Consider the following 26,301-nt stretch of genomic DNA (forward strand, 5'->3'; position numbering starts at 1 on the left):
ATGATTTTGATGAACGAACATAAATCAAATCTATTACGGACTATTTATCTATTATTGTTTTGCGTTGGTTCTTTTGCAAAAGCATCGGCTCAATCTGTTAGTATATCAGGTAACGTATTCTCCAATAGGCACACACCATTAGAAGGTGCAATCGTAACGATTCATCCCTCATCTATTACCACTGTTACCAATAAAGAAGGCTCATATTCTCTCCAAATACCTAGAGATTCCAAGAAATTGGCTGTTAGTTATTCCGGCTACATCCTCTATGAAATAGAACTTGGTTTGGATAAAAGCTCAAATATAATATCAGACATTTTCTTAAAACAAGAGATTAAGGAATTAAAAGAAGTTGTAGTAAGAGATAATCATGCAGCGCATCATAAAAAAGCAGAATCACTTAATCTGGAAATAGTCAACAGTAGCTTTATTCAGCGTAATCTTGGTGGTAGCTTGATGCAATCTCTCCAAAGATTACCAGGAGTTAAAACTATTTCTATCGGTTCCGGCAGCTCAAAGCCTCTTATTCGAGGACTAAGTTTCAATCAGGTAATTGTCGTGGAGAATGGTATTAAACATGAAGGACAACAATGGGGAGCCGATCACGGTCTTGAAATCGATCAATATGCCGTGAATCGGGTAGCCATTATCAAAGGTCCGTCTTCATTTATCTATGGATCGGACGCCATAAGTGGAGCTATAAATATAAAACCTTTACCATTCCCAACTAAGCATGTTTTGGGAGGAAGTGTGGATCTTACCGGCAAAAGCAATAATGAACAATATGGAGGATCGATTAACATATTCGGACGTAATGACAATTGGTTCTTTGATACCCGAATCACTACAATGGATTATGGAGATTATCGTGTTCCTACCAATTCTGTTAATGTATATAATTACATAGTGCCTTTGTATAAAAATCATTTACGCAATACGGCTGGGCGTGAACTCGATTTGCATGCAAGTACAGGATATATAAGACAGAGATTTAAATCGGTTTTATATCTAAGTAATATTTATAGCAAAACTGGCTTTTTTGCCAATGCACATGGACTTGAACCCCGAAATGTAGATACAGAACTCCATGATAAATCCAGCAGAGATATACAAATGCCCCATCAGGAAGTAAACCATACCAAAATAAGTAATACAACTTCTTTTCAATTGGGTGAGCACAAAGTAGAAACACAATTGGGTTTTCAAAAGAATTTTCGCCGTGAATGGAGTCATTATGTTAATCATGGTTATATGCCACCCATATATCCCGAAGATATGTATGTACCGCAAGATCTCGAGCGACAATATGATAAAGAAGTATTCTCAGTATCCATTAAAGATGAATTTTCATTAGGCAATCATCAATTTACTGTGGGGATAAATACAGAGTTGCAACAAAATAAGATTGGGGGCTGGAGTTTTTTAATACCTGCTTTTACGCAAATTAATTCTGGATTTTTTCTTTATGATAAAATCCAACTAAATGAAAAATGGTTGCTACATGCAGCATTCCGACTTGATTATGGCAGAATCGAAATGAAGCAATATTCGGATTGGTTTGAAAGTGAAACCACAAACAATAGTCAAACAAAATTCGAATACTTGAAGCGTTCCGAAGAGCTTACAAGAACATTCAATAGTTTTACCTGGTCGACAGGAATAAATTATAATCTGGAAAAAATTTCTTTGAAAGCCAATATAGGAACGAGTTTCAGAATGCCGATTGCCAAAGAACTGGCATCAAATGGTGTGAATTATCATTATTTCAGATTCGAAAAAGGAAATTCCAATTTATCTGCCGAAAAATCATATCAGCTAGACCTTGGAATTGAATGGCAGGATACGAAATGGTCTGTGCAGCTAAGTCCGTTTTTGAATTATTTTCCGAATTACATCTACCTAAACCCTACCGCCAAACACGATGTTTATTACGGAGCAGGAAATCAGGTTTTTGAATACGAACAAAGTAAAGTCATGCGCTATGGTGGAGAATTGCAAACTCGCTACCAATTCCTGAAGAATCTAGGTGCCGAAGTTCTGGTAGATTATCTGTATTCCGAACAATTATCGGGTAATAAAAAAGGATATACACTGCCTTTTTCTCCTCCTGCATCTGTTTTATTCGGTCTTACTTACAGCCCCGAAATAAAGAGACTTAGAGATACTTATTTCTCTCTTGATTATCGATTTACAGCGCAACAAAATCAAATCGTTCCACCGGAAAGAAAAACGGCAAGCAATAATGTTTTCAATCTTGCTATGGGCACAATGGTAAAAGCAGGACAACAGGAGTTATCGATTTCCTTGCAGGTTCAAAACTTATTTAATACAAAGTATCTCAATCATACGAGCTTTTACAGATTAATTGAACTTCCTGAAGCTAGCAGAAATATAATTCTATCTATCAAAATTCCCTTTTTAATACTTAAACAAAAATAATATGAACAAATTTAAACAAACAAAAACCTTATGAAAAAAGCAAAATTATTTCCCCTGTTTTTACTATTTGCCAGTACATTTACAGCCTGTAATAATGATGATGAGAAACCCGAAGTTTTAAAACCTACAGCCAAGAATATTGAAATTGGCAGTGGTAATAATAAACAAGGTCAAATTGGTCGTGATTTTCACTTTAATGCCGATGTCACGGCTGGAGGCAAAATTGCCGATGTACAACTTAAAATACTTCCTAAAAAAGGAGAAAAATACGCAACCGATTGGAAATTGGAACTAATCTGGAATGAATACATTGGTGCTAAAAATACAACTGTACACAAACACTTTAATATCCCTAATGATGCTCCCGAAGGTAAGTATGATTTTTATTTTATAGTATTGGATACCAATGGATCTAAACTGGAAATTAAAGAAGACCTTACTATTGTTCACCCTGCCAATTTACCCACAGATCCGGTAATTGGACGAGATATGATTTCCCGAAATGAAACCTTAATTTACCATATGGGAACTTGGGTAGAGCCAGAACTAATCTTCAAAAAGAATGATGAATTAACGGCTCATGCACAGATAAGCCAAATAAAAGGTGATGGAATATTATATTCTGTTCTTATTAAAAAAAGCGCCAATTATCATCCTGAGAGTATTGATAATCTAGATTTTAATAAAGTAATTGTGATTTCAAAAGTCGAACATAAAGACCTTGCTCCTGCATCTAAGATTACAACATTGCAAAAAGTAAACGACGTTTGGGGAGGTGAAAAAATTCTAATAGGAGCTCCAAATGATGCAAATAAACCTAATGCAAATCCTATAACTAATGAAAAAATATGGGAATCTGGTGTATATAATTGGGTAGTATTGTATAAAAATACAACATACAATCTAAATGTATATAAATCAATGCCTATTACAATTAACTACCAATAAATTGAAGCGAATAAGTATTAATCAGTAGTAAGATAAACCGTCTAAAAAATCTAGACGGTTTTTTATTTATCTATAAATTTAAAAAAATCTGAAAGCTTTATATTCCTTGCTTCACAAATTTTATTGAGTGTGTATAGTGTTATCGTGTAATCTTTATCTTTTACTAATCTGCGAACAGTTTTTTCATCGATATTATGATTTAGTGCGAATTCAGTTTTTGGCTGAATTGTACCAATCCATTCAGTTACAATATAATCACATATTTTTCTGTTCAAGTCTGTCATATAAACAAATTAAAACGTAAATCATTAAAGTTTATCGGACAACTGTCCGAATATTGAAATGTTTTGTTATATTTGTTTCAATCTTAATCACGTGTGAGAAACGGATTTTTAAATACCACGAAGAGATAAGTGATGATGCTCACGTCCTTGAGAACGACGTGAGCTCACTTATTTTATTGTATCTCCCATGATTAATGATAAAAGAAAGTACTTAAAAAAGTTATTTTAGAAGCTGCATAATAACCTCCATTCTGTTTAAATTTGCTACTTAACAATAACTCATGGATTCTTTTACTCAGATTGTTCTAGGAATTGCAACAGCCGAATTATGTGCAGGCAAAAAACTGCAACGAAAAACACTTTTATATGGTGCAATTCTAGGCACTATCCCTGACTTAGATGTTGTAGTGGGACAGTTTTTAAATCCTGTAGAGGGCGTAGCAATACATCGGGGATTAAGCCATTCATTGCTTTTTTTCTTATTGCTTTCGCCAATTTTAGGCTGGATTATTACCAAAATAGAACGGGGAAAAATCAACTTGCGTAGTGCCAGCATAATGGTATTCTGGTGTTTATTGACACATGTATTGCTAGATATGTTTACCTCATGGGGAACACAAATTTTCTGGCCTCTACCCGACCGAATAGCCTTTAAAACTATTTTTGTAATTGATCCACTGTATACTCTGCCATTACTAATATACCTCATTTTAGCCTGGCGAAAACCTACTTTTTCCTTACGAAGAAAGTATGTTTTGCGAGGTATCTATATAAGTTCATTTTATCTGTTATTAACTTGTGTTTTGAAGCTTTATGCCTTAGAACAATTTAAAAATGCACTAAAGCAACAAAACGTAACTTATGATAATCTAATTGTAAAACCAACAGCTTTCAATTGTATTTTATGGAATGCCAATGTAGCCACAAAAGATGCTTATCTTCTGGGAGACTATTCCTTAATTGATAGTCAGCCGGTTACTTTTAAACGTTATAAAAAAAATGATATCCTATCGCAACAACTCGCTGGAAACCCAGATTTTGAAACCTTAAAAATTGTTAGTGAAGGATGGTATATCGTAACCAAAAAAGATAATGAATACTACTTTAATGACTTGCGTTTTGGGTTGCTAAATAAAGATCCTCAAAACCCACAATTTGCTTTTAGCTATATTTTTAAAGATGAAAACGGAAAGTTTAAAGCCCAAGAAGTTCCAAAACAAAAACGCGATGGAAAAATTTTAATGCAAGGGATTTTAGAAAGGATTAAAGGGAATTAATGAATTTTTATTTTAAAAAAATAAACCCCAACGGTGTGACAGCAATCATTAAGATAAGCATAGATATCGCTCCGTTTAATCTTTATAATTCTATCTAACTCTTTACGAAAGGAACGCAGATGATACGAATTTACAAAAGTAAAGACGCGGATTAAAAAATGATTTTTAAAAATAATAGATAGAAAATCCGTTTAATCTGTGTTTTCGCCTTGGCGAATCCGTATCATCCGCGTTCCTTTATAGACAATTCTATCTCACCCATTTAAAGCCTGTGGATTAAAAATAATTACACCACAGCTTAAAATTATTCTTTGTTTGTAAAGAATTGATTTAAATGAAATAACTGAGTAACCGCAGCTTTAGACCAATATGCTGCATTGTGCTCTCCCGGACGTTCTTCATAAATATGAGGTACTCCTAACGTGATTAGTTGCAAATGCAATTTTCTGTTTTGTTCTAATAAATAATCTTCTGTTCCACAACTAATAAGGATTTTTTGTTTAGAATTTTTTAGTTTTTCTATCTGTGACAAAGCAGTATAGTTTTTCCAATTTTCAGGATTGTCACCTAATATTTTTGGTATACCATAATCTTTTGCTGCAGGAGTAAAATCTACAGCAGCACATATACTCCCTATGGCACTAAATATATCCTGATGTCTGGACCCAAGATATAATGCTCCATGACCTCCCATACTCCAACCCATTATTGCAGTTTTAGATTGATCGGATTTGTAATTTTTTTGAACATACCCAACTAGTTCTTTGGTAATAAATGTTTCGTACTTAGAATTTGTGCTTTCACTGTCGATATACCAACTGTCAAAATTTCCATCAGGCAAGACAAAAATCATCCCCATTTGTTTACTCAAAGATGTTAAAGCTGGAATATCCTGAATTAAGGTTCTTTTTGGGTAACCACTATAACCATGTAAAATGTAAACTGTTGGATATTTCTTTTCTGTGTTTGCTGACGGATGAACCACCAATGTTTTAACTTCTTTTTTCATAGAAGGGCTATACACTTTTAATGTGTCAACCTTTTGAGAAAAGGCTTGAAATCCAATACTCAAAAAAGATAATGTAACTAATAATACTTTCATTTTATTTTGTTTTTAATATTTAAAACAAAGGTATAGTCACTCCTTTTTCAAAACATGTACATATGTTGAGGAAATAAATATTTGCCTTAATTCCACTAAATAAAATCGATTTGATCCTCCATAATTGAAAATAAAACAATCCAAAAATCAATACCTTTGTAATCTATGACATCATTTTGGGAATATATAAACAGTTACGCAACGATATCTGAGGAATCGAAAGCAGCTTGGACAATCTTATTAAAAAAAACAGAACTTGTCAAGGGTAGTTATTTTCTAGAGGAAGGTAGCGTACCCAAAAAAATTGCTTTTGTAAAAAAGGGATTGCTTTCCTATGATTATGTAAATGATAAAGGAGAAAAAGTAATCAAGAGGTTTTTTACCGAGAACTCATTAGTCACATCTACAAGTGCATTGCTGAAACAAGAGCCCAGTATTTTTTCTATTAAGGCTCTGGAAAATTGTGAATTAATCACTTACCCGTTTGAAGACCTAAGAGAATTGACGCTAAAACATACTGATATAGCCGCTTTTTACATCGCCTATCTGGAACGCCATTGGGTAATTGAAAAAGAATTTGAAGAAATCACTCTTAAAGCAGATACTGCAAAACAAAGATATCTAGAATTCGAAAAAAATCATCCTGACCTTATAACACGACTCAAACTTCATCATATTGCCTCCTATCTTGCAATTACTCCTACGCAACTTAGCCGAATTAGGGCTAGTAATTTTGCAGCAGCAAATGATGAATCTATATCTGGATAATTAAACAATTTTAATATTCTTTCCCGAATTATAATCAATTTTGGGACTCTATTTCATTTTTAAAATAGTGCTTACTGGTATTTTTCTCATAATAACATATTGACAAATGAGATTGTACGGGAAACATTAAAGTTTCTAATCCATTTATGTCTTCACAATTTTTGGAGACCAGATAACATCCCTCTATAATATCCATTAGTGTTAATAATGGAGAGTAAAAGGTAATCCCTATTTTATGCTTAGATTGGTCTGTAATATCCGAATTTACGATGTCTAATTGATAATTGGTAAATGGCAAATAATTATTTCCAAGCACATCTGTAACCCGATGAAGATTGCCTTTAAGTTGCGCCACATATCCACTTGCTGCAATGCCAACTAAATAGTGCAATTGAGCTGCTTTTTCATTTTCGGTCAATAATTCTCTAAAACTATTTTTGAGGTTTTCCTCTGGATTAAATTGCTGATTTTGCATCAAATATTCCTTGTATGTATCTTCCCAAACATATTTATCCCATGTAAGCGTCGATGTATTGTCGATTACAATGCGATATGCCAACCGTATTTTAGCTTTATACATAAGACTTATATATTTACATTGGAACTTCGAGCAGTAATAAAATAGCATTCTCAGAGAGTGCTTCCCATTCTACCGTTTCTATATCATTTAAACTCAAACCGTCTTTTTCTTGTAACAATCTGTTTTCTATTTCAAATGCGCCATTTATAACAAAAACGAAAACTCCGTTTAAATTATTTTTCAATGTATACGAACCTTCTTTTCTTCCATCATAGATACCAATAAAACCCATTGTATTGGAGAAATAAAAAAGAAGATTCATTTTATTCCTTTCAGAAAAACTAAATTCAAATGAAGCAGAATTTTCTTTAGAATTTAAAATTTTAGGTGAAAACCAAATCTCTAAATAACTCACATTTTCCAATTTATAAGGATTAGAAAGCTCAAATGACATTCCCTTTTTTACCGAAATATGTTTTATTTGTTCAATTCTGATAAAATCCTCAGTACCCAAATTGTCTTTATAAACGATTCCGCCAAAAAGAGGCAATAGAATCACTTCCGTATCAGCATCAATTAATCTGGATATCTTTTGCAAAGGAGCCAATATTCCTTCATTTAAAACTTCCAAAGTACCAAACGGCTTTCTCGAATCGTCTTGATAAGTTCCAAAATTGAAAGTAGCCAAATTTAGAAAAGCATCCGATTTAGAAATACCTCGTAAATCGGATTTAAAAATTTGTGCAGGTGATTGTTTAATCATCATAATAGTCATTAAAATCAATTATCTACCCGGCAACATTTATAGTATGTGTTAATACATATCCATCTGCAACACTTCCTGTTATTGTAGACATTTCCTCGCTTACAGAATCCGAGAATACATTATCGGTGGCATTATATGTATATCCATTAAGTCCTTTGGTATATCCATTGGCAGTAGAAGCATTTACCAAAGCTACCGCACTACCAGTTCCCTCTGGGAATGCAATTTGTGTTACCAATAATGATTTTCCCGAAGCATTATAAATATGGACATGAATGTGTGTTGCACGACCTTGATACCAACCTGGAAAAATAGAAGTAAAAAGAACCAAACCATTTGTATCGGTAGTTTGTCTTCCTCTTAAGAAATGTACTGATGTAAAATCGGCTTGTTGCATAGACGTTCCCCCATACTCCGAGTAATATCCATCCTTATCGCAATGCCAAACATCTACAAGTGCCCCTGCAAGTGCTGCACAACTGGCATTGGTATTTTTTATGTAGATTTTCATAGTAAATGCCACACCTGTTCTATCACTAACAATATTAGAAGAAACAAGAGACGCAGGTACTTTTGTTGGGAATGGCCCTGCTGTTTCTGATGGTGTAACGGTACAACTTCCCGAAGAACCGCCTGAACCTGAGTCTGTGGAAGAATCAGTCCCTGAGCCTGATGAAGAATCTTCATTGTCTTTGCTACAAGAATTGATCATAGGGATTGCCAAAGAACCTAGTCCTACTAATCCCAATCCTCTTAAAAAATCTTTTCTTTCCATAGTGATACTTTTTAGTGTTATAATTATAAAATAAAAGTATTTAAAGACAGAGAAGTATTAAAATTTATGAGGTAATCGAATGAATTTATGAGGTAAACAGATTTAATCTGCTATTAATTTGTAATTTTTTAACAATATAATATTCTGACAATTTCACATTCAGCTATTTAAAAACTAATCCTACAAGTTCATTTAGGCAAAAGTCTTAAATCTTATATTTTCTTAAATAACTTAAATGATTTTGATCTTTGCCAATTAATAAAATTCCCGAAAGCAGCCACTTTTATTTTTTATTAAGCATAGCAAAAAAGGCTGCTTCATAACTCGCGCTTACCGGAATTTCATCCTGATTAATATGGATTACCTTGTTTCGTACTTTTTCTATTTTGGAAACAGATACTATAAATGAGCGATGCACTCGTACAAATTCGATCTCTGGTAATTTTTGAAGTAAAGCTTTCAATGTCATTCTGGCAACAATTGATTTTTGATTTTGGATATGTATTTTAAGATAATCATCAAGTCCTTCGATAAAAAGAATATCCGATAAAATAATTTTCATCAAGCTATAATCCGCCCTAATAAATAGATATTGCTGTTCGGGATTTTGATTATGGAGTTTCCATTGTGCAAATGCTTTTTCTACCGCTTGCTGAAATCGCAAAAATGTAAATGGCTTCAATAAATAATCTGTTGCATTTAGCATAAATCCTTCTACAGCATATTCGGAATAAGCCGTAGTAAAGATTACCATTGTTTTATGTGGTAATTTTTTATAGAAATCAATGCCTGAAATCGATGGCATATTAATGTCCAAAAACAATAAATCGACTGGATGTTTCTTTAAATATTTAAATGCATCATCAGACTTAGTGAATATTTTTTGCAGATCGATACAATCAATTTCATCACAAAAACTTTGCAAAACATCGAGTGCAGGTGGTTCATCATCAAGAGCAATCGCTTTTATCATCCTACTTTTATCTTTAGGTTTATCTTATACATTTCCTGTGTATCATCAATTGTTAAAACATGATTATTTGAATACAAAAGAGATAATCTTTCGATAGTATTTTGCAAACCAATACCACTATCCGATTGAATCGATTGTATTTTATTATTAGATACAAATAATGTTAGATAATCTTCAACAATACGAATTCGAATACAAATTTTAGAATCTTCATTTGGGTTTACACCGTGCTTAAATGCGTTTTCTATAAAAGAAATTAAAATAAGTGGCGTAATCGCTTTTCCAAATGTATCTCCTTCAAACGTATAATCAACGATTATCGTATTTCCTAATCTCGTTTTTTGCAGCAGAATATAATTATTGATATAATTTATTTCTTTATCCAAAGCAATTACATCTTCATTTGCATTAGTAATAATATACCGCATCAATTCGGATAATTGCACTACTGCATCGGCTGTTTTATCGTCTTTTCTTATAGCCAATGAATAAATACTATTCAAGGTATTAAATAAAAAATGCGGATTAATTTGCGCTTTCAAAAATGATAATTCCGATTTCATTTTATCGTCTTCTACTTTTTGCAAACGGATTTTTATAGCAATAAATAAACTGGAAATAGCACCTATTAAATAAACCAGAATTGTATGACTGAATTGTGTAGGCGGCCCTCCAAAGTGTGTTAAACTACTTAATCCCGGAGGCTTCATTTTATGAGGTAATGAATCGTTTAAATGTTTAAATCCTTCGTGCTCGGGAGGAGGAAGATTACCATTTAGTATTTGATGGGGATGCTGTCTAAAATCAAGAAAATTTCTATCCGGAGTATCAAAAATGGTTGAAATCCAAAGAAAAAACAATAGAAACAAAACCAAAATAGCGATATATTGCAACTGTTTCTCTTTGAAATAAATCTTAGGAATTAAAATATAATAGTTGAAATAAAAGAATAAAAGCAATAAAAAATAAATGAAAAAATAAATTCTATCGTGTGGATTATCAGCTAAATCGGGTAAGGTAAAAATACTACCTGTAGAAGTAAACGCATACGGTAAAAATAAAAACATAAAGCACAGGCAACAGTGCATTGCATAAAAAGAAATGTTTTTTTTCATGTTGAAATTAATTACTCAAAAATAGGATTATTAACTTATCTTGCATAAAAAAAATAAAAAAATTTAGGGTTTTACCATTTTGGATAACAATACTATGGAAATCAAACTATAAGTAATCCTGTCTTATTGGTGTAAATACATCGACAACCTCACCGGCTTCGATAATGGTAATAGAATGTTCAACATTAGCAGGAATAGAATAACTATCTCCTTCGGATAATGGATATTCTTGTCCTCCGAACTTCAAATTATATTTACCCGAAATTACATAGCCACTCTGCTCATTAGGATGCTGGTGAAAAGGTACATTGTCTGTAGACTTATACAACATCTTGGTAACCATTGAATCTTTACCAATTGAAAGCACTACAAAATCAACTCCTAAAAATTGTTTTGAAACAAAATCTTCTTTTTTTACTACATTTTTCATATTCTTATTTTTGGTTTAAGTCTAATTCCATTTGTATATTACAACGTTTATAAGGTGTTGCCAATCCTGTTACTTTCTCAAAACCCAATTTATGGTATAAATTAATAGCCGGTTTTAAAATCGTATTACTCTCCAAATAAACTTTTTTGGCGCCTAATGTTCTTGCACTCTCAATAACTGCCTGCCCCAGTAACCATCCTATATTTTTACCTTGCACCTTTGGAGAAACTGCCATTTTTGCCAATTCATAATCATAACCTGTACTGGCATCCATTTTTATAAGCGCACAAACTCCTAATGGTTCTCCTTCGTAGAGAGCCACAAAGATCTTTCCACCTTTTTTAATTATATAATCCTCGGCATTATCCAAAGCTTTGCGATCTGTTTCTTCTATTTCAAAATAGTTTGAGATCCATTCTTCATTTAAAGCTTTAAAAGCCGAATGATACTCAGGTGAATAATCTACTATTTTAACCTCTTTACTCTCGCGTAGTTTCTTCTCTTCATTTACACGTCGAAGCAACGATTTTTGCTCAAGCAAAAATTCCCATTCTTCCAAAGCTTCCCAAAGATTATGATTTGCCTCGGAGATTAACCCTTCGATAGCTACGGCTACATCTATACATTGCTGAGCAATATTTTTGGAAAGTATTACTCCTTTTGGAGATAAAGTCACAACTGTCCTGCGTTTATCCTGTGCTGTTGTGTTTTCTTCTACCAATCCGGCTTTGGTCATTTCCTTTATTATTTTACTTACCGAAGGTTGTGAATGACCAATATCGGTAGCTATTTCTGTGATGGTTTTCTCACCATCATGACCTAGTACAAAAAATACCGGAAACCACTTAGGTACAAAATCTGCTCCATACAATTCATATATTTTGGCTGCATCATCGGTAACAGTCGCCGTCATTAATCGCAGGCGACTGCCCAATGCCGCCTTACCTACTGTGTTGAAAAATTCCATATATAATCAATTACATAATTAGTTATGCAAATGTAGTTAATTTTATAAACGTGCAACTATTGGAGGCAAAAAAAATTTATTATTATCTAATGAAACACACGAATTATCGTATTTGTGTTTCATAATATGTCACATAAGATTTAAATATTTGTTCAAAATTATGATCAAACCAGTTTACCTCCCAGATTATTTCTGCACAAAGCTCATCTTGATAGTTTAAAAAAAGACTTTTTACATTCGTATTGTGATTGATATATAAAATCCATTTCGATAGAAAAACACTGTGTAACATCAAATTTTTATAATAAACGACTGTATAATTCTCTTCTTATAAATCGAGTTGCAACATTTTAAATTTAGTTTTTGAATATCCTTTTTCGAATAAAAATTGATACAATACCTGGAGTGTGTAAGAAAAATAGGTAAGGCTTTCCATTACCATAAAATCATCTACATCCACGCCTTTTACCACATATTTTTTATAAACATTTTATTAAATTTGATTTATCCTAATTTCCCATAAACCAGAATTGAGGCTTAGCATTTACACTAATAATTTCAATATAAAAAATAAGGTCAGCTTTTAAACTGACCCCTCCGAATGTGGTATTTGATAATCTAACTAATCAAAATAAACAGCTCATTTAATCAATAATAACCATACCAAACAATCGAATTTTCTTTTATTTCTTATTTGACAAGCAAAAAATTATAATTAATCTTAATCTTATCAGCTATCTTTTTACTAACTAAACTTGGAACTTCAATTGCAAAATCTACTGGTTTTACATCAAAATTTCCATTTATTACAAGTCCATTCGACGATTTATAAACTTTTGCAATAACCGAAATTGCTTTTGTTTTGCCATGTACCGTAAGATCTCCTTTGAGCGTATAATTTTTAGGCGTCGTCGTAATTTTGTTTATATCAAAACCATCGAGTTTTCCCTTAAAAGTAGCTTTGGGATAAGTCTCCGATTCCATATAGTTTTCGTTAAAATGCTCTTCCATAAGTGCAACCTTAAATCGGAATCCTTTTATCAATGCCAATGCAGCAAAATCACCTGTAGATTGTTCTAAAACTGCTGAAACACTTTTGTTTTCGCTTGTAATTTCTTCGTAAGTAGCAACCGATGCCTCAAACTTAATGTTTCCTGTTCTTGTAGCTATTTTTTGTGCTCCCGCCCATATACCCGATAGGAGCATTAGTAATAGCATACTATTTTTTATACTTTTCATTTTCATAATAATTTAGTTTTCAACAAGTCCCTCAGTATTCCATTTAACTATCAAATCTATATTGGTTTGAGACATTCTACCTCCTTGGGGCATAAGTCCCTGTTGCCCGTTTTGTAATTGTATGCGATTTAATAAACCTGCATTAATAACCGCTGCTCTTACCTGTGTATAACTAGTTAATGGTAGGAATGAAGCAGATCCACCACTGGAATGACAACCGGCACAACTGGCATCGATTATTGATTTTACATTTTTGGTATAAGAAACTGTTTCTACAACAGGATCAGTACCTGGTGTTGGAGTAGTTACAACTGGCTCAGCCTCGATGTCTTCGTATGTATTTGAGCTACAACTTAAAAGTCCTACTAAAAGAATTGCAAATGCTATTATTTTTTTCATAAATTATAATTTTTAAAATACTCTGTATAAGTTAAATCCAAAGAAAAAATCCCCTTTACCCCATTTCCCTGCTGCATTAGTAAGATAGCCGCTCTCACTCATGGATTGTGAATTGGTAAATATTAATTGAAAGACATGCCCTCCTGTTTCTACATCAAGTCCTACAGATAAGGGATTTTCATAAAAACCAGGTTTGTCAAAATTGTGCATGTACTCTAAATTCACCGACAATCTTTTGGTCAATTTATAACGTCCTCCTCCACCAAATGAAAACTGATTGTCATTTTCTATACTTGGGTTATAAAGGTTTTTATGTACAAATGACGGAATAAGCTCTATCGAAAATCTTTCGCTGAACTTCCTTGATATTAATAACTGTTGCACATAAGCCAAACGATCATTAAATTCTATTCGGGGATATTGATCTTTTTCCAGAAATGAATTGATATCGGCAACACTATATCCCACAATATCTACTGGAAAATTGGCATCTTGCCTTGCCATTCGATACTTAACTCCTGTTTCATACATTTTGTTAAGTGTGTGTCGGGAAAGACTTACCGACAACCAATCGGTTACACCATAAATACCACCAAGCTTTGTTGTTGCGTTATCAAGACCAAAAAACTCCTTAAATCCTCTTTCTACGCTTCCAAACCGATGCGAAACCACAAAGTAGAATTCTTTTTTTGCTGGCATTTTGGTAGTCTGCAACGTTACAAGTTGTAAAGCTTTAAAAGTTGCTGTACTATAAGTTTGTTCGACCTGAGTCGAATCAAGGCTTTTAAGCAGGTCTTCCTGCGAATACACCATAGTAGCCAATAGAAGGCAAACGGGTAATAAAAATTTCTTCATAAACTACTTTAAATGATTAATTAATTGTGCACTGATCTAACTTGACCTCCTGAAATAATTCATCATAACCAATGCATTTTCCTTTAAGAACTATTTTATTTTTAATCAAATCCCTTTTTAATTTATTTCCAAACAAGCAAAAAACACTTTCATCGACCATCATAACTGAGTCGGTTACCTTAGTGACAACTCCATTTATTTCTATCGTTTTATTGAGATAACGTGAATCTGCCTTTTGGGAATTGGCATTATATTCCTGCGACAATTTTGCTGCCGATATTTTAAAAACCGGCTCTTCTGATACAATATTTCTGGAAGGTCTAATTAAGTGTTTATAATACACATAAGTTCCGCCGCACATCAATACAAGTACCAATACAATCAGTACAATTTTATTTTTCTTCATCTTATTATTTAATAATTTAACTTCTCAAAACTCCCCTATACCTACCCCTTCTCTTTTACAAAAACCTCAGGATTTCTCGTTTTTACCTCACTTATTTGGATATTTGAGTATCGTGTATCACATTTAACATTTCTTATAAAAAATTTTCATAATAATGACATACGATTGTAGAACAATTAGACGTTATAACCCAAAAGCAAAAATACACATATTTACCCCTAAAAATTAACCCCTTACCTAAAGGTAACCACTTACTTTTACGTAACTAACCCCCAAATAAAATCATGGAAACAACAACACAAGAAAATGTGTCGAATCAAAATTCAGGAATTGCAAGAGTTGAAGAATGCAAATCGGAAGTAGTTCCAATTATGGATGCCCTCTATGTAATAAGTGGAAAATGGAGAGTTCCTATCACATTAGCACTTATGGAAGGGAATAAAAGATTTGGCGAAATCCAAAAAGCTGTCTGGAAGATAACATCCAAAGTCCTGGCACATGAATTAAAAGAAATGGAACTTAACGGATTTATAGAAAGAAAAGTGAATGAGACTCTTCCTGGCCGAATCGAATATGAACTAACAGAATATAGCTGGTCCATAAAACCTATTATAATACTGCTAAGAGATTTTGGTCGCCAACACCGTGATAAAATACGTAAAGAAAGAGGTCAAAAAGCCTAGACAGAAAGTAACTATTTTTAATTTAAAAAAGATCTTAAAATAAAAAACGAATATCTTTATAGCTTAATTAATAGTCGATTACTATGTCTTCAAAACATCTTATTTATATTATTTTAACTGCTTTATTATTTATCTCTTGTAGTAATGATAATGATACTCCTGTTGCTGCTGATACAAACATTACAGATTCTGTTTTGATCGAAATAAACAAACTTAGAGCAACGGGATGTAAATGTGGTGCCGATGATATGCCTCCTGTACCTGCATTGGTGAGTAATTCGATATTAGCCAAAACGGCTATTGATTATGCGCATGATATGAATACGCGTGATTTTTTCTCGCATATCTCTCCCGAAGGTATAAGTCCTATACAAAGAGCCGCTACAGCTGGTTATACTGGTAAATATGTAGGCGAAGTGATTGCACGCAATTATAATACTCCTGCCGAAGTTGTAATAGGATGGAAAAATAGCCAAGACCATTGCAAAGCTATGATGAGTAGCACTTATATAGAAATGGGAACCGGGAAATCTGGAAATATTTGGGTTGTAAATTTAGGAAAGTAAACCTACTTCTTTCTAAAAACAACTATCTCACTATATAACAACGTATTACAAACAACTTCTTATCACTACAATTTGGTTAAATAATAGACTTATTCTTACTATAATGAGAATAAGTCTATTTTATTTTTTACAAATTATGGTATTCTCAGTTTTTCATTTTATTTATGGTCATTTTTACCATAACTAAAAAACATTTTTGCATTTTAATGAATTATATTTTATTTTTTATGAATATAATTTAAAAATACATTGGTTTTTTAATAAAATATATGCTAAATATGTAATTATTAATACTTTAGCGAAACTATTAATTAACCATTAAAATCAAAAATTTTATGAAAAAATCAATTTTATTTGTAGTATTATGCCTTGCGGTTATGGGTTGTGAAACAGCCGAGACAAACAATCAATCGGAAGTTAAAGCCTCATGGTCATCATCAGATCAATATGCCAGTTGGTCCAATGGAGGTTACACCGTTTACAACAACATATGGGGTTCTGGCGCAGGAAGTCAATCCATATGGGCTAATAGTTACAGTAATTGGGGACTTTGGGCAAACCACCCCGATACAGTTGGTATTAAATCATACCCAAATTCAACCAAATATATAGGCACACTACTTAGTGCTGTCAATACACTTAGTACTAGCTTTAATGCAACCACTCCTGCCGGGGGTGCATGGGTATCGGCTTATGATCTGTGGGATAGCAATAAAGCCAATGAAATAATGTTATGGTTAAACTACACAGGAAATGCAGATGGCACGGGAAATGTAAAACCAATTTCTTATAATTATTCCTCAACAGGTGCTGCAGTTCCGGTATATACAAATCAAACTATTGGCGGTCACACCTGGAACGTTTTTCGAGGAAACAATGGTTATAATAATGTGTATTCCTTTTTACGCACAACAAAAACCAATAGTGGTACAATTGATGCAAAAGCAATCTATAACTGGATAAAAGATAAGGGATGGTTTGGTAACGTTACAGTTGGCGATATACAATACGGATTCGAAATCTCATCTTGTTATGGAACAAATGGAGGCGGACTTAATTATACTTGTAACAGCTACTCTGTAACCAGTAATTAATTAATTTATAAGATGATAAAAGCAGGCTCAACCTAAAAAATTGAGTCTGTTTTTTTATAATAAAATAAATTGAGTGCATGAAAACTATGTTTATATATGTAATAATTAACTACAACCAATGGGTTAAAGTAAAAGCTATTTTAAATGCGACCGAAACTCATTTTTTTGTATTTTAGGTTAAATAATTGGGTGAGTAGGATTTACTTGTTTGTTTAATCAATATTAGACATGGATCAACACATTAAAACTTTTTGGGATAAAGGCAACGGTAGCCAACTAATTAATTGGTCTGGCGCCAAGATCGACACTAATAATCAAGATTATTGCAAATCAATAAGACTCGAATACGATGTTCTGGGTGATCGAGCCGCCAAAGAAATATTTGCAGATAAAAACTTTGAACAAGCCTACTCTTATATCCAAGAATTATCTAAAACTACAATTTCTGATAAAGACATTTTGCCGCAAAGCATAAAAGAAATGATGCTCGGCATGCAGGAAATACCAACCTGGTTGGATAAAAGCCTAATTACTGCTGGTTGCAACCTCTCTATGCGTAGCGGAACTAATGCTCTTATCTCGCTCCGGGATTACAGTCTTATGGGTGGATATGATTATGCTTATCTCAATAAAGCGCTCATTTACACCGAAGCATTAAAAAAAGGGGCAGCAAAAAGAATAACCGATACACTGGATTTCTGGACACATGTAACGCGCAACAATGCATTGAAAATTAACCAAAATGGCTACCAGTATATCTTCAGAACCCGAATGATACATTCTTTTTCAAGAATAATGATAAAAGAAAAACATCCCAACTGGGAAAAAGAAACTTGGGGAGAACCTATTAATTATGCCGACATGGTTGCCACCAGTATCGGATTCAGTCTTATATTCCTTCATGGACTTCATAAACTTGGTCTTACCATCTCACAAAAAGAAGAACTTGGAGTTTTTCATCTCTGGAAATACATAGGTTATCTACTTGGTATTCCCATTGACTATCTCCCGAATAATAAAAAAGAAGCTACCGAAATGTTTTATTTATGGACTGCTTCTCAACCTTCTGCCGATGAAGATTCTGTGATACTGGCAAAAGCTTTGGAAAATGAATCTTTGGTTTCTAATATATTCAAAAAAACCTATCAAAAGAACTTCCTCAAATACCTTCATACGAGTTACGTTCGATTTCTGGTTGATGAAGAAACATGTGAGCGCCTTCAGATTTCCGAGATCCGAATGCCTTATTTTTTTCCCCGCTTACGCAAAATCAGAAATATCCTTTTCCAGAAGCTAATTTCCGGTAGTGATAAAAATTATCACCGCTCGGTATATTTAGGTAATTTAATTCAGGAAAAAATATCCAAAGAATACTTAAAGGCTGGAAATGGTGGGCATTAAAGCACTCGATGTAATTAAACACATAGGAATAACTGATGGATTTCGATCTCATTCTATAAGGGAAAAAATTATTAACTTGCGCAGCTTTAAAACAAAAAAACTATGCATAACTTATTAAAAGGAAAACGCGGAATCATTACTGGCGCATTAGATCAAAATTCTATTGCATGGAAAGTTGCTGAAAAAGCCCATGAACAAGGTGCTACTTTTGTATTAACAAATGCACCAATCGCAATGCGTATGGGAGAGATCAATGTCTTGGCCGAAAAAACAGGATCACAGATTATTCCAGCCGATGCGACCAATGTTGATGACCTTACTAACTTGTTTACCCAAGCACAAGAAATATTAGGCGGCAAGATAGATTTTGTATTACACTCTATTGGTATGAGTGTGAACATTCGTAAAAAGATTCCGTATACCGAATCTAATTACGATTACTTTATGAAAGGAATTGATGTATCGGCATTATCATTTCATAAAATGTTGGCTGTAGCCAAAAAACTAGATGCTATAAGCGAAGGCGGAAGTGTTGTAGCGCTTACTTATATGGCTGCACAACGCACCTACCCTTTTTATACCGATATGGCCGATATTAAAGCAATGTTGGAATCTATTGCCCGTAGTTTTGGTTATCACTATGGATTAGAGAAAAAAGTACGTATCAATACCGTTTCCCAATCGCCTACAAAAACTTCGGCTGGTACAGGAATTAAAGGATTTAGTGATTTTTATGATTATGCCGATGCAATCTCTCCATTAGGGAATGCCGATGCAGCATCATGCGCAGATTATTGTATTACATTATTCTCCGATTTGACACGCATGGTAACTATGCAAAACCTTTTTCATGATGGAGGTTATTCCTCGACGGGAGTAAGCGATATCGTGATGCAAAAAATGGGATTGGAAGAATAAAAGACTCAAAAAAACTCCATACTAAAATTTTAAGAGGCCTCTATTTTTTAGAGGTCTTTTTTTGTTTAATAAATTTCGGCTGTCACCTTCTTTATTTCCCTACATCCAAATACCTAAGTTTAAAAAATAATGAATTTTGATAATCTCATTAACTTTTACTATTCATTAATTGTAATAATTAAAGGACTTAAAATCAAAACATTACTTTATAGCCGAGAGAATATTTTTACATAAAAAAATTTCAACAACTTAAAAATCAAGTATTTATACTCGTAATTCAACACAATAGATGATTTAATTTTGTAAAAGAATAAAAGTTTTTTCTCCCATTGTCCTTTAAGCAATTAGAATAAAAAACATCATTTGAACCCTATAAACAGTTCTGTATAATTTTAATAAAATCATGCATAAATGTACAAGTTGAATCACCAGAAAAGGAAATTATAAATCTTAAAACAACAAAAATGACTAGAAGAATGACAATTACAGTAGTGAATACTAATGTAGACGAAAAATGGATTAGAGATGCAGATCATTTAGAACATGGAAAATGGATGGATGGCGGTCCACCTGCCTCTATTTCACAAAATGGAAAAACAATTGTAAAATCCGAAAAACAAACCGGGGCAGCCTATGGAACAACAGGATGGATTCGCTTTGTGAGCAATACACACCCAGGAAGCACCATGACAATTACCTGGAATAAACCTTATGGTAAAGACGCAACCACTTGTATAGTGGATATGAATAGTGTAAAATATACTGCTAAGGTAGAAAACAAAGATTTTCAAACATCCGAAGCATGGTGCGATGTGGTAATCTCCGTTAACCAAACTCCTGTAATAGATACAAAAAACTGGATGAGTAAAATTCCTAAAACCACAACAATAGACAATATAATAATGCCCGGAAGTCACGATGCGGGAATGTCCGAATTACATCATTGTTCAATTGGAGCAACGGATTCTAACACGCAAACGCAACAATTGGATATAAAAGGGCAACTCGAAGCAGGCTCCAGATATTTTGATATTCGTGTAGATTATGATCATAATGAATTAATTACCTACCATCGCATCGAAGTTATTGGTTTGGGATGTAGTGGGCAATTACTTAAAACGGTACTTAATCAGGCAACTGAGTTTTTAAAGCATAACAAAACAGAAACTGCTATTCTAAAATTTTCGCATATTCGAGATAACAGTGAAGACACTAAGAAAAGAATTAATGATATGCTGCTTTCTTCAGAATTTAAAGACCATTTATATAAAAGCAGCGATGTTAATTTGGCTAAAATTAAGTTAGGTGATGCAGCCGAGAAAATTATTGTGGTATTTGATTATAATGAAGGTGTCGATCCTGCCAAAGGTTTCTTCCGTTTTCATGACGGATTTGTAGATAAAGTATGTAGTTTTAGAGGGAAAAATGTAACTGTATGCGACTTGTATTCTAAGACAGATTCCTACTCTGAAATGGCTGCGGATCAAATTGCAAAATGGGATAAATATGCTGGTTTTGGAAAAGATTATCTATTTCTTTTGTCATGGACACTTACAGCTGGTGCCGGTGGATCCATAAGAGATTTGGCAAGAGTAGCCAATGAAAATCTACCTAATGTATTGGCTAATCAAATTACCGTACTCAAAAAAGGTAAACCAAACATTGTGTACATCGATTTTGTAAATGTAGCCACTACAAGAGCAATAATAGCTTATAATTTTTAAGTTTAATTCCCTAATTTAATTATAAAGAAGTGGCATATTATAGTAACTCCTGTTATCGTAGATTTACAATAACAGGAGTTTTTTTTAGTTTTGTGGAAGTAGATTATCCAAGTCGGATAAAGTATAGAATTTCATATCGTTAAGCTTCATATATCTACAAATGAACTCTAAGGTCTCAATTTTTGTTTGATAATTTGCTGTTACATCCTTAACAGGTCTGTGTCCGCATAAGATTAAAATTTTATTATTCTTCTTAGCATAATCCAATAACTCCAAGAGATACGGAATACTAAAATGGATGTGGCTGTTATCTATATCGAAGGCAAATACAATCTTGGAATTATTAAAATAGCAATTTTGTTTTTTAGGAAGCTGACCTCCAAAAGCTCTACCTCTTATAATTTTATATTTACTGGATAATGCCTTATCAAGCTCATCGGACCTTTCTCCGTAAGGATAGGCAAATGAAGTAACTTTAAATGGTAATTTTTTCATTGAAGCAATCATAGGATCAATTTCTTGTTTCATGTATTCATCGATTCCATATTTTTTAACAAACTTAACCGCATTGTAATGATGGTAACCATGACCTGCAATTTCGTGACCTTCTTTTTGTAATTGAAGGAGTTTGTCTATCTGTGGAGCACCTATAGAGTCTATTCGACAAACACAAAAAGTTGCTTTCCATGAATATTTTTTCAAATCCTTATCTGCATCAAACCACTCATCTACATAAGCATCATCAAAAGATAAAATTACACCTGCTTTGTATGGTTTAGGTTCTGGTTGCTTTTTTTTACTTTCACATGAAAATAAAGTTAAGAACATTGAAATAAAAATGATTTTTAAAAAAGTTATCTTCATAAATTACTTAGCTTATTAAAAGTATAAAATTTCAGCTTCAATCTTTTATTAAGATCAAATCTGAAATTTCAAATATAAACTATTCTCTTTGTTACTAAGAATAAATTGAATTAAAAATCTGAGAAGTTATTCTTTTATATCTTTATTTTTTTGCCACGGAAATTTCCCTTCGATTTCCACTTCTAGCGATAAGCTTAAAAAAGTTCTAATTAATACAATTACTGCCAATGAAAGAACGCGATCCATCGTAGGTTCTGTAACCACAGTACCAATAATATCACCAGCAACTAAGATTTCCAGACCCAGTAAAATACTTTTACCAAGATCTTGTCTCAATATATTATAGGAACGTGGAACTGTATTTTGGAGTGCCAAAATAAACTTGCCCATTGCCAATACTATACCTATAATCATCGTGATAATACCTGCTATCTCTATTCCTTTGGCTACATACTCAATGTATATTTTTATTTCTTCCATTTTTATCGGTATTAAAATGTTCATTATATCAATAAACTAATATAGCGTAAATAACCTACATATAATGTATTATATTTCATTAATTTTCAACTACATAAACATACAAATGCCTCACATAAAATCAATAGTTATCAAATAAATACAAATTAAATTTTTATGATTTTGATTTTAATGCTTTGATAATTATAAAAGAATCTTCAAGATCAGGTGCACTAACTTTAAGTTTGATATTACCATTTTTTTTAGTGCTTTTTATAACAACTTGCGCGCGTCCATGCCAAGCTTTGCAAGTAGTGCCAGTATATTGATTAACATCTTGCAGATTTGCATTTCCTATTGCTGCGATTACTCCTGAGTTTCCTTCTATATTAAATTGTAATTGATTATCTGCGTTTGGCACCGGATTTCCATCTTTATCACTTACTTCAACAGTTATATATGATAAATCCTGACCATTGGCAAGGATAGTTGTACGGTCTGCTTTTAGCATAAATTTTGCAGCATTCCCTGAAGTTTGCAGTATTTTAGTTTCTACTTCTTTATCCTTTATTATCCCAACAGCTCTTAATTTTCCCGAAGTATAAGGTACCGCAAACTTAGCTTTAAATTCCTGCTCTACAGTTGTTTCTTGCTCCCCAATGAGTTTATCATTTAGGTACAACCTAACTTTTGGATATTTGGAATATACCTCAACTTCTATATTTTTTCCTTCATACCCCTTCCAGTTCCAATTTTCCCATGTGGGCCAAACAGACCACATCGTTTCTTTAATTTCTAATTTTTCCGGATTTGGTTCACGAACAGCCAAATATAATTTTTCGTCATCGTTATACAACATACTTCGGTAATGCGATATTGGTTTTCTCCATCCAAGTAAATCAATATCTCCGCAATATGCGCCATGCCAAGGAAAGAAATCTCCTTCCCAATGTTCACCTGGTTTCTCATTAGAATAAAACGAACGACCAATACCAGATTCTCCCAAGTAATCCATCGCTGTCCAAACGAAATCCCCAATAATATAACTATTGTTTTGTACCAATTTCCAATTAGAAAAAGCCTCTCTTGGATATGATTCTGTTTGAACAATAACTCTCGAAGAAACCCTCTTATGGTCTAAAGGGGCACGATGTAATTGATAATTATACCCTCCGATATCGTGAGCTGCAAACAAGGGATCGAATATTTCCCAATCGGCATCCCAGGTGGTCATGGCAGAAGTTACGGGACGTGTTGCATCTAATTTATGAACACAATCAACCATCATTTTGGCTGTTTCAATTGCCTCAGGTTTCTTTCTTTCTATAATTTCATTGCCTATACTCCACATAATAATGGCTGGATGATTTCGATCCCGCAATACCATCGATTCTAAATCGCGTTGCCACCAATTATCAAAAAGTGTTGCATAATCATGTGTTGTTTTACTTTCCTTCCATCCGTCAAATGATTCATCCATTACCAAAAGTCCTAATCTGTCACAGGCATCCAGGAAAGCTTCAGATGGAGGATTGTGCGCCGTTCGTACCGCATTGAATCCTGCAGATTTTATTAATTCGACTTTCCTTTCTTCTGCCCTGTCGTACGCTACAGCGCCTAGAATTCCGTTATCATGATGCGCACAACCACCATTAATCTTTACCGTTTTTCCGTTAAGCTGAAATCCATTTTCTACAGTAAATTTTATTGATCGTATACCAAAGCTATTTTTGGTAACATCAATTACCTTATTCCCTTTTAAAATTTGTACCTGAGCCTGATAAAGATGTGGATTTTCAAGACTCCATAATAATGGATTTGATACTGTTACAACCTGCTCTATTTCTTTTTCACTATCCGCCGGAAGTTCTATACTGGTTTCATTAGCTCCTGCATTTTTGGCATTAGGATCAAAAAGCTGTGTTTTAATACTAATTTGTTGTGTAGTTTTTGTTTCATTTTTAACCTTAATCGTAATATGTGTTGTTGCTTTCTCTGGTGTAATTTCGGGTGTAGTAATCCCAATACCATGATCCACAATATGTACCTCATCGGTTATAATCATCCACACATGTCGGTAAATTCCGGAACCGCTATACCATCGACTATTTTGTTGTTTAGAATTATCTACTTTAACCGAAAGAACATTTTCTTTATTAAAATCTAAGTAAGGCGTAAGATCATACTTAAATGATGAATACCCATATGGATACACCCCCAGAGATTTTCCGTTGATGAATACCTCCGAATTCATATAAACACCTTCGAAATAAATAGAAACCTGTTTGCCTTTCCATGTAGAAGGAATATTAAATGATTTTCGATACCAGCCAATTCCCGCAGGAAAATATCCACCAGCACCTCCAGTCGGGTTTGTTGCGCTTAATTTGCCTTCTATACTCCAATCATGTGGTAAATCTAGTTTACGCCAACCTTTATCTTCAAAGTTAGGATTCTTAGCTTCCGGAACATCTCCTAAAAAGAAATTCCAATCATAATCAAATAATTGCTTTCGCTGAGTACTCTCCTGCGCAGTTGTAGTTAGGAAACAACACAGTAATAAGATAATTGATAAATGTTTTAGCATATTTTTATACCTATTGGTTAATATAATAATCATTGACAGTTTCACTTTTTAATAATATCCTGGTGATAAGAAACTAGACCTTACGTGTCCCGTTTTCACTTAAAACTTATTCTCAATACCAAGATAATTGTAAAAACAACACTTACAAAAATAGACATTATTTTTAATTTCTTCCTTTTAGTCCAAAGTAATTTCAGAGGTCTTCTCTCATGACTTACTTTTAAAGGAAAAAAAAAATTATTTACATTTTAATGGTGTTTAATGCACCCGAGTAGAGTATCAAATGAACTGAAGATTCAATTTTTTGATACTTTAAGATGTGACTTTTTATATAATCGTTTTATAGCATTATCAATTCTAATAAATAGAATTAAGACAAACCAGAAAAAGACAAACTACTTCATTTTGAGAAATATACTATCATTTTGATAGCATTATTTTAATATAGAAACAAGACAAATCAAGTATAACTATTTGAAAACAAAAAGATTAAATATTTAAAAAATTATGGGTATTATGTTTGTCACCATAGTAAAAAAAATAATTTATTATGAAAGTAGCCATACAAGAAAGTCAACCGAATAACAGACACCGCCAAATATTAAAAAAGATAGTTTTACTAAAGAAAAGAATGACACCTGGCAATTTACTAATCATCACGTATGCAATTGTATTAACATTTATTGGGATTGTAAAAATGGTAAACTAATAATGTTGCGTATACTTCCTGAAGTTTTGTTTA

Annotated in this window: 27 protein-coding genes; 11 read left to right on the forward strand and 16 right to left on the reverse strand. The window is 33.1% G+C overall.

Features of this window, described 5'->3' with window-relative positions:
• Nucleotides 1-9: 9 nt before the first annotated feature.
• Nucleotides 10-2,439 (forward strand): TonB-dependent receptor, encoded by a 2,430-nt coding sequence (locus OIU83_RS09415; protein WP_264206001.1) that lies wholly within the window; start codon nucleotides 10-12, stop codon nucleotides 2,437-2,439.
• A gap of 30 nt (nucleotides 2,440-2,469) precedes the next feature.
• Entirely contained in the window at nucleotides 2,470-3,387 is a 918-nt protein-coding gene (locus tag OIU83_RS09420; RefSeq protein WP_264206002.1) for a DUF4625 domain-containing protein, read from the forward strand.
• Between the two features lie 62 nt (nucleotides 3,388-3,449).
• Here the strand turns inward: OIU83_RS09420 and OIU83_RS09425 are convergent, their stop codons facing one another.
• Nucleotides 3,450-3,671 (reverse strand): helix-turn-helix domain-containing protein, encoded by a 222-nt coding sequence (locus tag OIU83_RS09425; RefSeq protein WP_264206003.1) that lies wholly within the window; start codon nucleotides 3,669-3,671, stop codon nucleotides 3,450-3,452.
• Nucleotides 3,672-3,952: 281 nt separating this feature from the next.
• Between OIU83_RS09425 and OIU83_RS09430 the strand changes: the two genes are divergently transcribed.
• Nucleotides 3,953-4,948 carry a metal-dependent hydrolase gene (locus OIU83_RS09430; RefSeq protein WP_264206004.1) on the forward strand — a complete coding sequence of 332 codons (996 nt, stop codon included), beginning with the start codon at nucleotides 3,953-3,955 and terminating at the stop codon, nucleotides 4,946-4,948.
• Between the two features lie 304 nt (nucleotides 4,949-5,252).
• Here OIU83_RS09430 and OIU83_RS09435 read toward each other — a convergent pair whose 3' ends face one another.
• Entirely contained in the window at nucleotides 5,253-6,050 is a 798-nt protein-coding gene (locus tag OIU83_RS09435; protein ID WP_264206005.1) for an alpha/beta hydrolase, read from the reverse strand.
• Nucleotides 6,051-6,215: 165 nt separating this feature from the next.
• Between OIU83_RS09435 and OIU83_RS09440 the strand changes: the two genes are divergently transcribed.
• Nucleotides 6,216-6,818, forward strand: a complete 603-nt coding sequence (locus OIU83_RS09440; protein ID WP_264206006.1) for a Crp/Fnr family transcriptional regulator — start codon at nucleotides 6,216-6,218, stop codon at nucleotides 6,816-6,818.
• 34 nt (nucleotides 6,819-6,852) lie between these two features.
• Here the strand turns inward: OIU83_RS09440 and OIU83_RS09445 are convergent, their stop codons facing one another.
• The 11 genes from OIU83_RS09445 to OIU83_RS09495 form a co-directional block, all read right to left on the reverse strand.
• The gene (locus tag OIU83_RS09445) at nucleotides 6,853-7,398 is read right to left on the reverse strand and encodes a hypothetical protein (RefSeq protein ID WP_264206007.1); all 546 of its coding nucleotides are present in this window, start codon (nucleotides 7,396-7,398) and stop codon (nucleotides 6,853-6,855) included.
• A 13-nt stretch (nucleotides 7,399-7,411) separates the two neighbouring features.
• The gene (locus OIU83_RS09450; RefSeq protein WP_264206008.1) at nucleotides 7,412-8,104 is read right to left on the reverse strand and encodes a pirin family protein; all 693 of its coding nucleotides are present in this window, start codon (nucleotides 8,102-8,104) and stop codon (nucleotides 7,412-7,414) included.
• 22 nt (nucleotides 8,105-8,126) lie between these two features.
• Nucleotides 8,127-8,879, reverse strand: coding sequence for a dioxygenase family protein (locus OIU83_RS09455; RefSeq protein WP_264206009.1), 753 nt, complete (start codon nucleotides 8,877-8,879; stop codon nucleotides 8,127-8,129).
• 283 nt (nucleotides 8,880-9,162) lie between these two features.
• Nucleotides 9,163-9,852, reverse strand: a complete 690-nt coding sequence (locus OIU83_RS09460; RefSeq protein WP_264206010.1) for a LytR/AlgR family response regulator transcription factor — start codon at nucleotides 9,850-9,852, stop codon at nucleotides 9,163-9,165.
• Entirely contained in the window at nucleotides 9,849-10,967 is a 1,119-nt protein-coding gene (locus tag OIU83_RS09465) for a sensor histidine kinase (protein ID WP_264206011.1), read from the reverse strand. The genes OIU83_RS09460 and OIU83_RS09465 overlap by 4 nt, the downstream gene beginning before the upstream one ends.
• A 106-nt stretch (nucleotides 10,968-11,073) precedes the next feature.
• Nucleotides 11,074-11,397: a cupin domain-containing protein gene (locus OIU83_RS09470; RefSeq protein WP_264206012.1), complete on the reverse strand. Its 324-nt coding sequence runs from the start codon at nucleotides 11,395-11,397 to the stop codon at nucleotides 11,074-11,076.
• 4 nt (nucleotides 11,398-11,401) lie between these two features.
• A complete protein-coding gene (locus tag OIU83_RS09475; protein WP_264206013.1) occupies nucleotides 11,402-12,364 on the reverse strand; it encodes a bifunctional helix-turn-helix transcriptional regulator/GNAT family N-acetyltransferase in 963 nt (320 codons plus the stop codon).
• A gap of 690 nt (nucleotides 12,365-13,054) precedes the next feature.
• Nucleotides 13,055-13,603, reverse strand: coding sequence for a YceI family protein (locus tag OIU83_RS09480; RefSeq protein WP_264206014.1), 549 nt, complete (start codon nucleotides 13,601-13,603; stop codon nucleotides 13,055-13,057).
• Nucleotides 13,604-13,615: 12 nt separating this feature from the next.
• Nucleotides 13,616-14,002, reverse strand: coding sequence for a c-type cytochrome (locus OIU83_RS09485; RefSeq protein ID WP_264206015.1), 387 nt, complete (start codon nucleotides 14,000-14,002; stop codon nucleotides 13,616-13,618).
• Between the two features lie 12 nt (nucleotides 14,003-14,014).
• Nucleotides 14,015-14,857: a DUF5777 family beta-barrel protein gene (locus OIU83_RS09490; protein ID WP_264206016.1), complete on the reverse strand. Its 843-nt coding sequence runs from the start codon at nucleotides 14,855-14,857 to the stop codon at nucleotides 14,015-14,017.
• Between the two features lie 16 nt (nucleotides 14,858-14,873).
• Nucleotides 14,874-15,263, reverse strand: a complete 390-nt coding sequence (locus tag OIU83_RS09495; protein ID WP_264206017.1) for an OB-fold putative lipoprotein — start codon at nucleotides 15,261-15,263, stop codon at nucleotides 14,874-14,876.
• 284 nt (nucleotides 15,264-15,547) lie between these two features.
• On the opposite strand from OIU83_RS09495, the gene OIU83_RS09500 reads away from it, so the two are divergent.
• From OIU83_RS09500 to OIU83_RS09525, 6 genes are all read left to right on the forward strand, one after another.
• Nucleotides 15,548-15,946, forward strand: coding sequence for a winged helix-turn-helix transcriptional regulator (locus OIU83_RS09500; protein WP_264206018.1), 399 nt, complete (start codon nucleotides 15,548-15,550; stop codon nucleotides 15,944-15,946).
• Between the two features lie 83 nt (nucleotides 15,947-16,029).
• Entirely contained in the window at nucleotides 16,030-16,512 is a 483-nt protein-coding gene (locus OIU83_RS09505) for a CAP domain-containing protein (protein ID WP_264206019.1), read from the forward strand.
• Between the two features lie 335 nt (nucleotides 16,513-16,847).
• The gene (locus OIU83_RS09510) at nucleotides 16,848-17,606 is read left to right on the forward strand and encodes a GH12 family glycosyl hydrolase domain-containing protein (RefSeq protein ID WP_264206020.1); all 759 of its coding nucleotides are present in this window, start codon (nucleotides 16,848-16,850) and stop codon (nucleotides 17,604-17,606) included.
• 228 nt (nucleotides 17,607-17,834) lie between these two features.
• Nucleotides 17,835-19,007, forward strand: a complete 1,173-nt coding sequence (locus OIU83_RS09515; RefSeq protein WP_264206021.1) for an oxygenase MpaB family protein — start codon at nucleotides 17,835-17,837, stop codon at nucleotides 19,005-19,007.
• Nucleotides 19,008-19,109: 102 nt separating this feature from the next.
• A complete protein-coding gene (locus OIU83_RS09520) occupies nucleotides 19,110-19,925 on the forward strand; it encodes an enoyl-ACP reductase FabI (protein ID WP_264206022.1) in 816 nt (271 codons plus the stop codon).
• A gap of 464 nt (nucleotides 19,926-20,389) precedes the next feature.
• Nucleotides 20,390-21,649, forward strand: coding sequence for a phosphatidylinositol-specific phospholipase C domain-containing protein (locus tag OIU83_RS09525; protein ID WP_264206023.1), 1,260 nt, complete (start codon nucleotides 20,390-20,392; stop codon nucleotides 21,647-21,649).
• Between the two features lie 84 nt (nucleotides 21,650-21,733).
• Here OIU83_RS09525 and OIU83_RS09530 read toward each other — a convergent pair whose 3' ends face one another.
• The 3 genes from OIU83_RS09530 to OIU83_RS09540 all read right to left on the reverse strand — a co-directional run bounded on the left by OIU83_RS09530 (nucleotide 21,734) and on the right by OIU83_RS09540 (nucleotide 25,592).
• On the reverse strand, nucleotides 21,734-22,477 hold the full coding sequence (locus OIU83_RS09530) for a polysaccharide deacetylase family protein (RefSeq protein ID WP_264206024.1): 744 nt from the start codon (nucleotides 22,475-22,477) through the stop codon (nucleotides 21,734-21,736).
• A 162-nt stretch (nucleotides 22,478-22,639) separates the two neighbouring features.
• The gene (locus OIU83_RS09535) at nucleotides 22,640-23,017 is read right to left on the reverse strand and encodes a DUF1622 domain-containing protein (protein ID WP_264206025.1); all 378 of its coding nucleotides are present in this window, start codon (nucleotides 23,015-23,017) and stop codon (nucleotides 22,640-22,642) included.
• 130 nt (nucleotides 23,018-23,147) lie between these two features.
• Nucleotides 23,148-25,592 (reverse strand): glycoside hydrolase family 2 TIM barrel-domain containing protein, encoded by a 2,445-nt coding sequence (locus OIU83_RS09540; RefSeq protein ID WP_264206026.1) that lies wholly within the window; start codon nucleotides 25,590-25,592, stop codon nucleotides 23,148-23,150.
• Nucleotides 25,593-26,109: 517 nt separating this feature from the next.
• On the opposite strand from OIU83_RS09540, the gene OIU83_RS09545 reads away from it, so the two are divergent.
• Nucleotides 26,110-26,268 (forward strand): hypothetical protein, encoded by a 159-nt coding sequence (locus OIU83_RS09545; protein ID WP_264206027.1) that lies wholly within the window; start codon nucleotides 26,110-26,112, stop codon nucleotides 26,266-26,268.
• The last annotated feature ends 33 nt before the right edge of the window (nucleotides 26,269-26,301 follow it).

Source organism: Flavobacterium shii (assembly GCF_025847235.1).
Classification (GTDB): Bacteria; Bacteroidota; Bacteroidia; order Flavobacteriales; family Flavobacteriaceae; genus Flavobacterium; species Flavobacterium shii.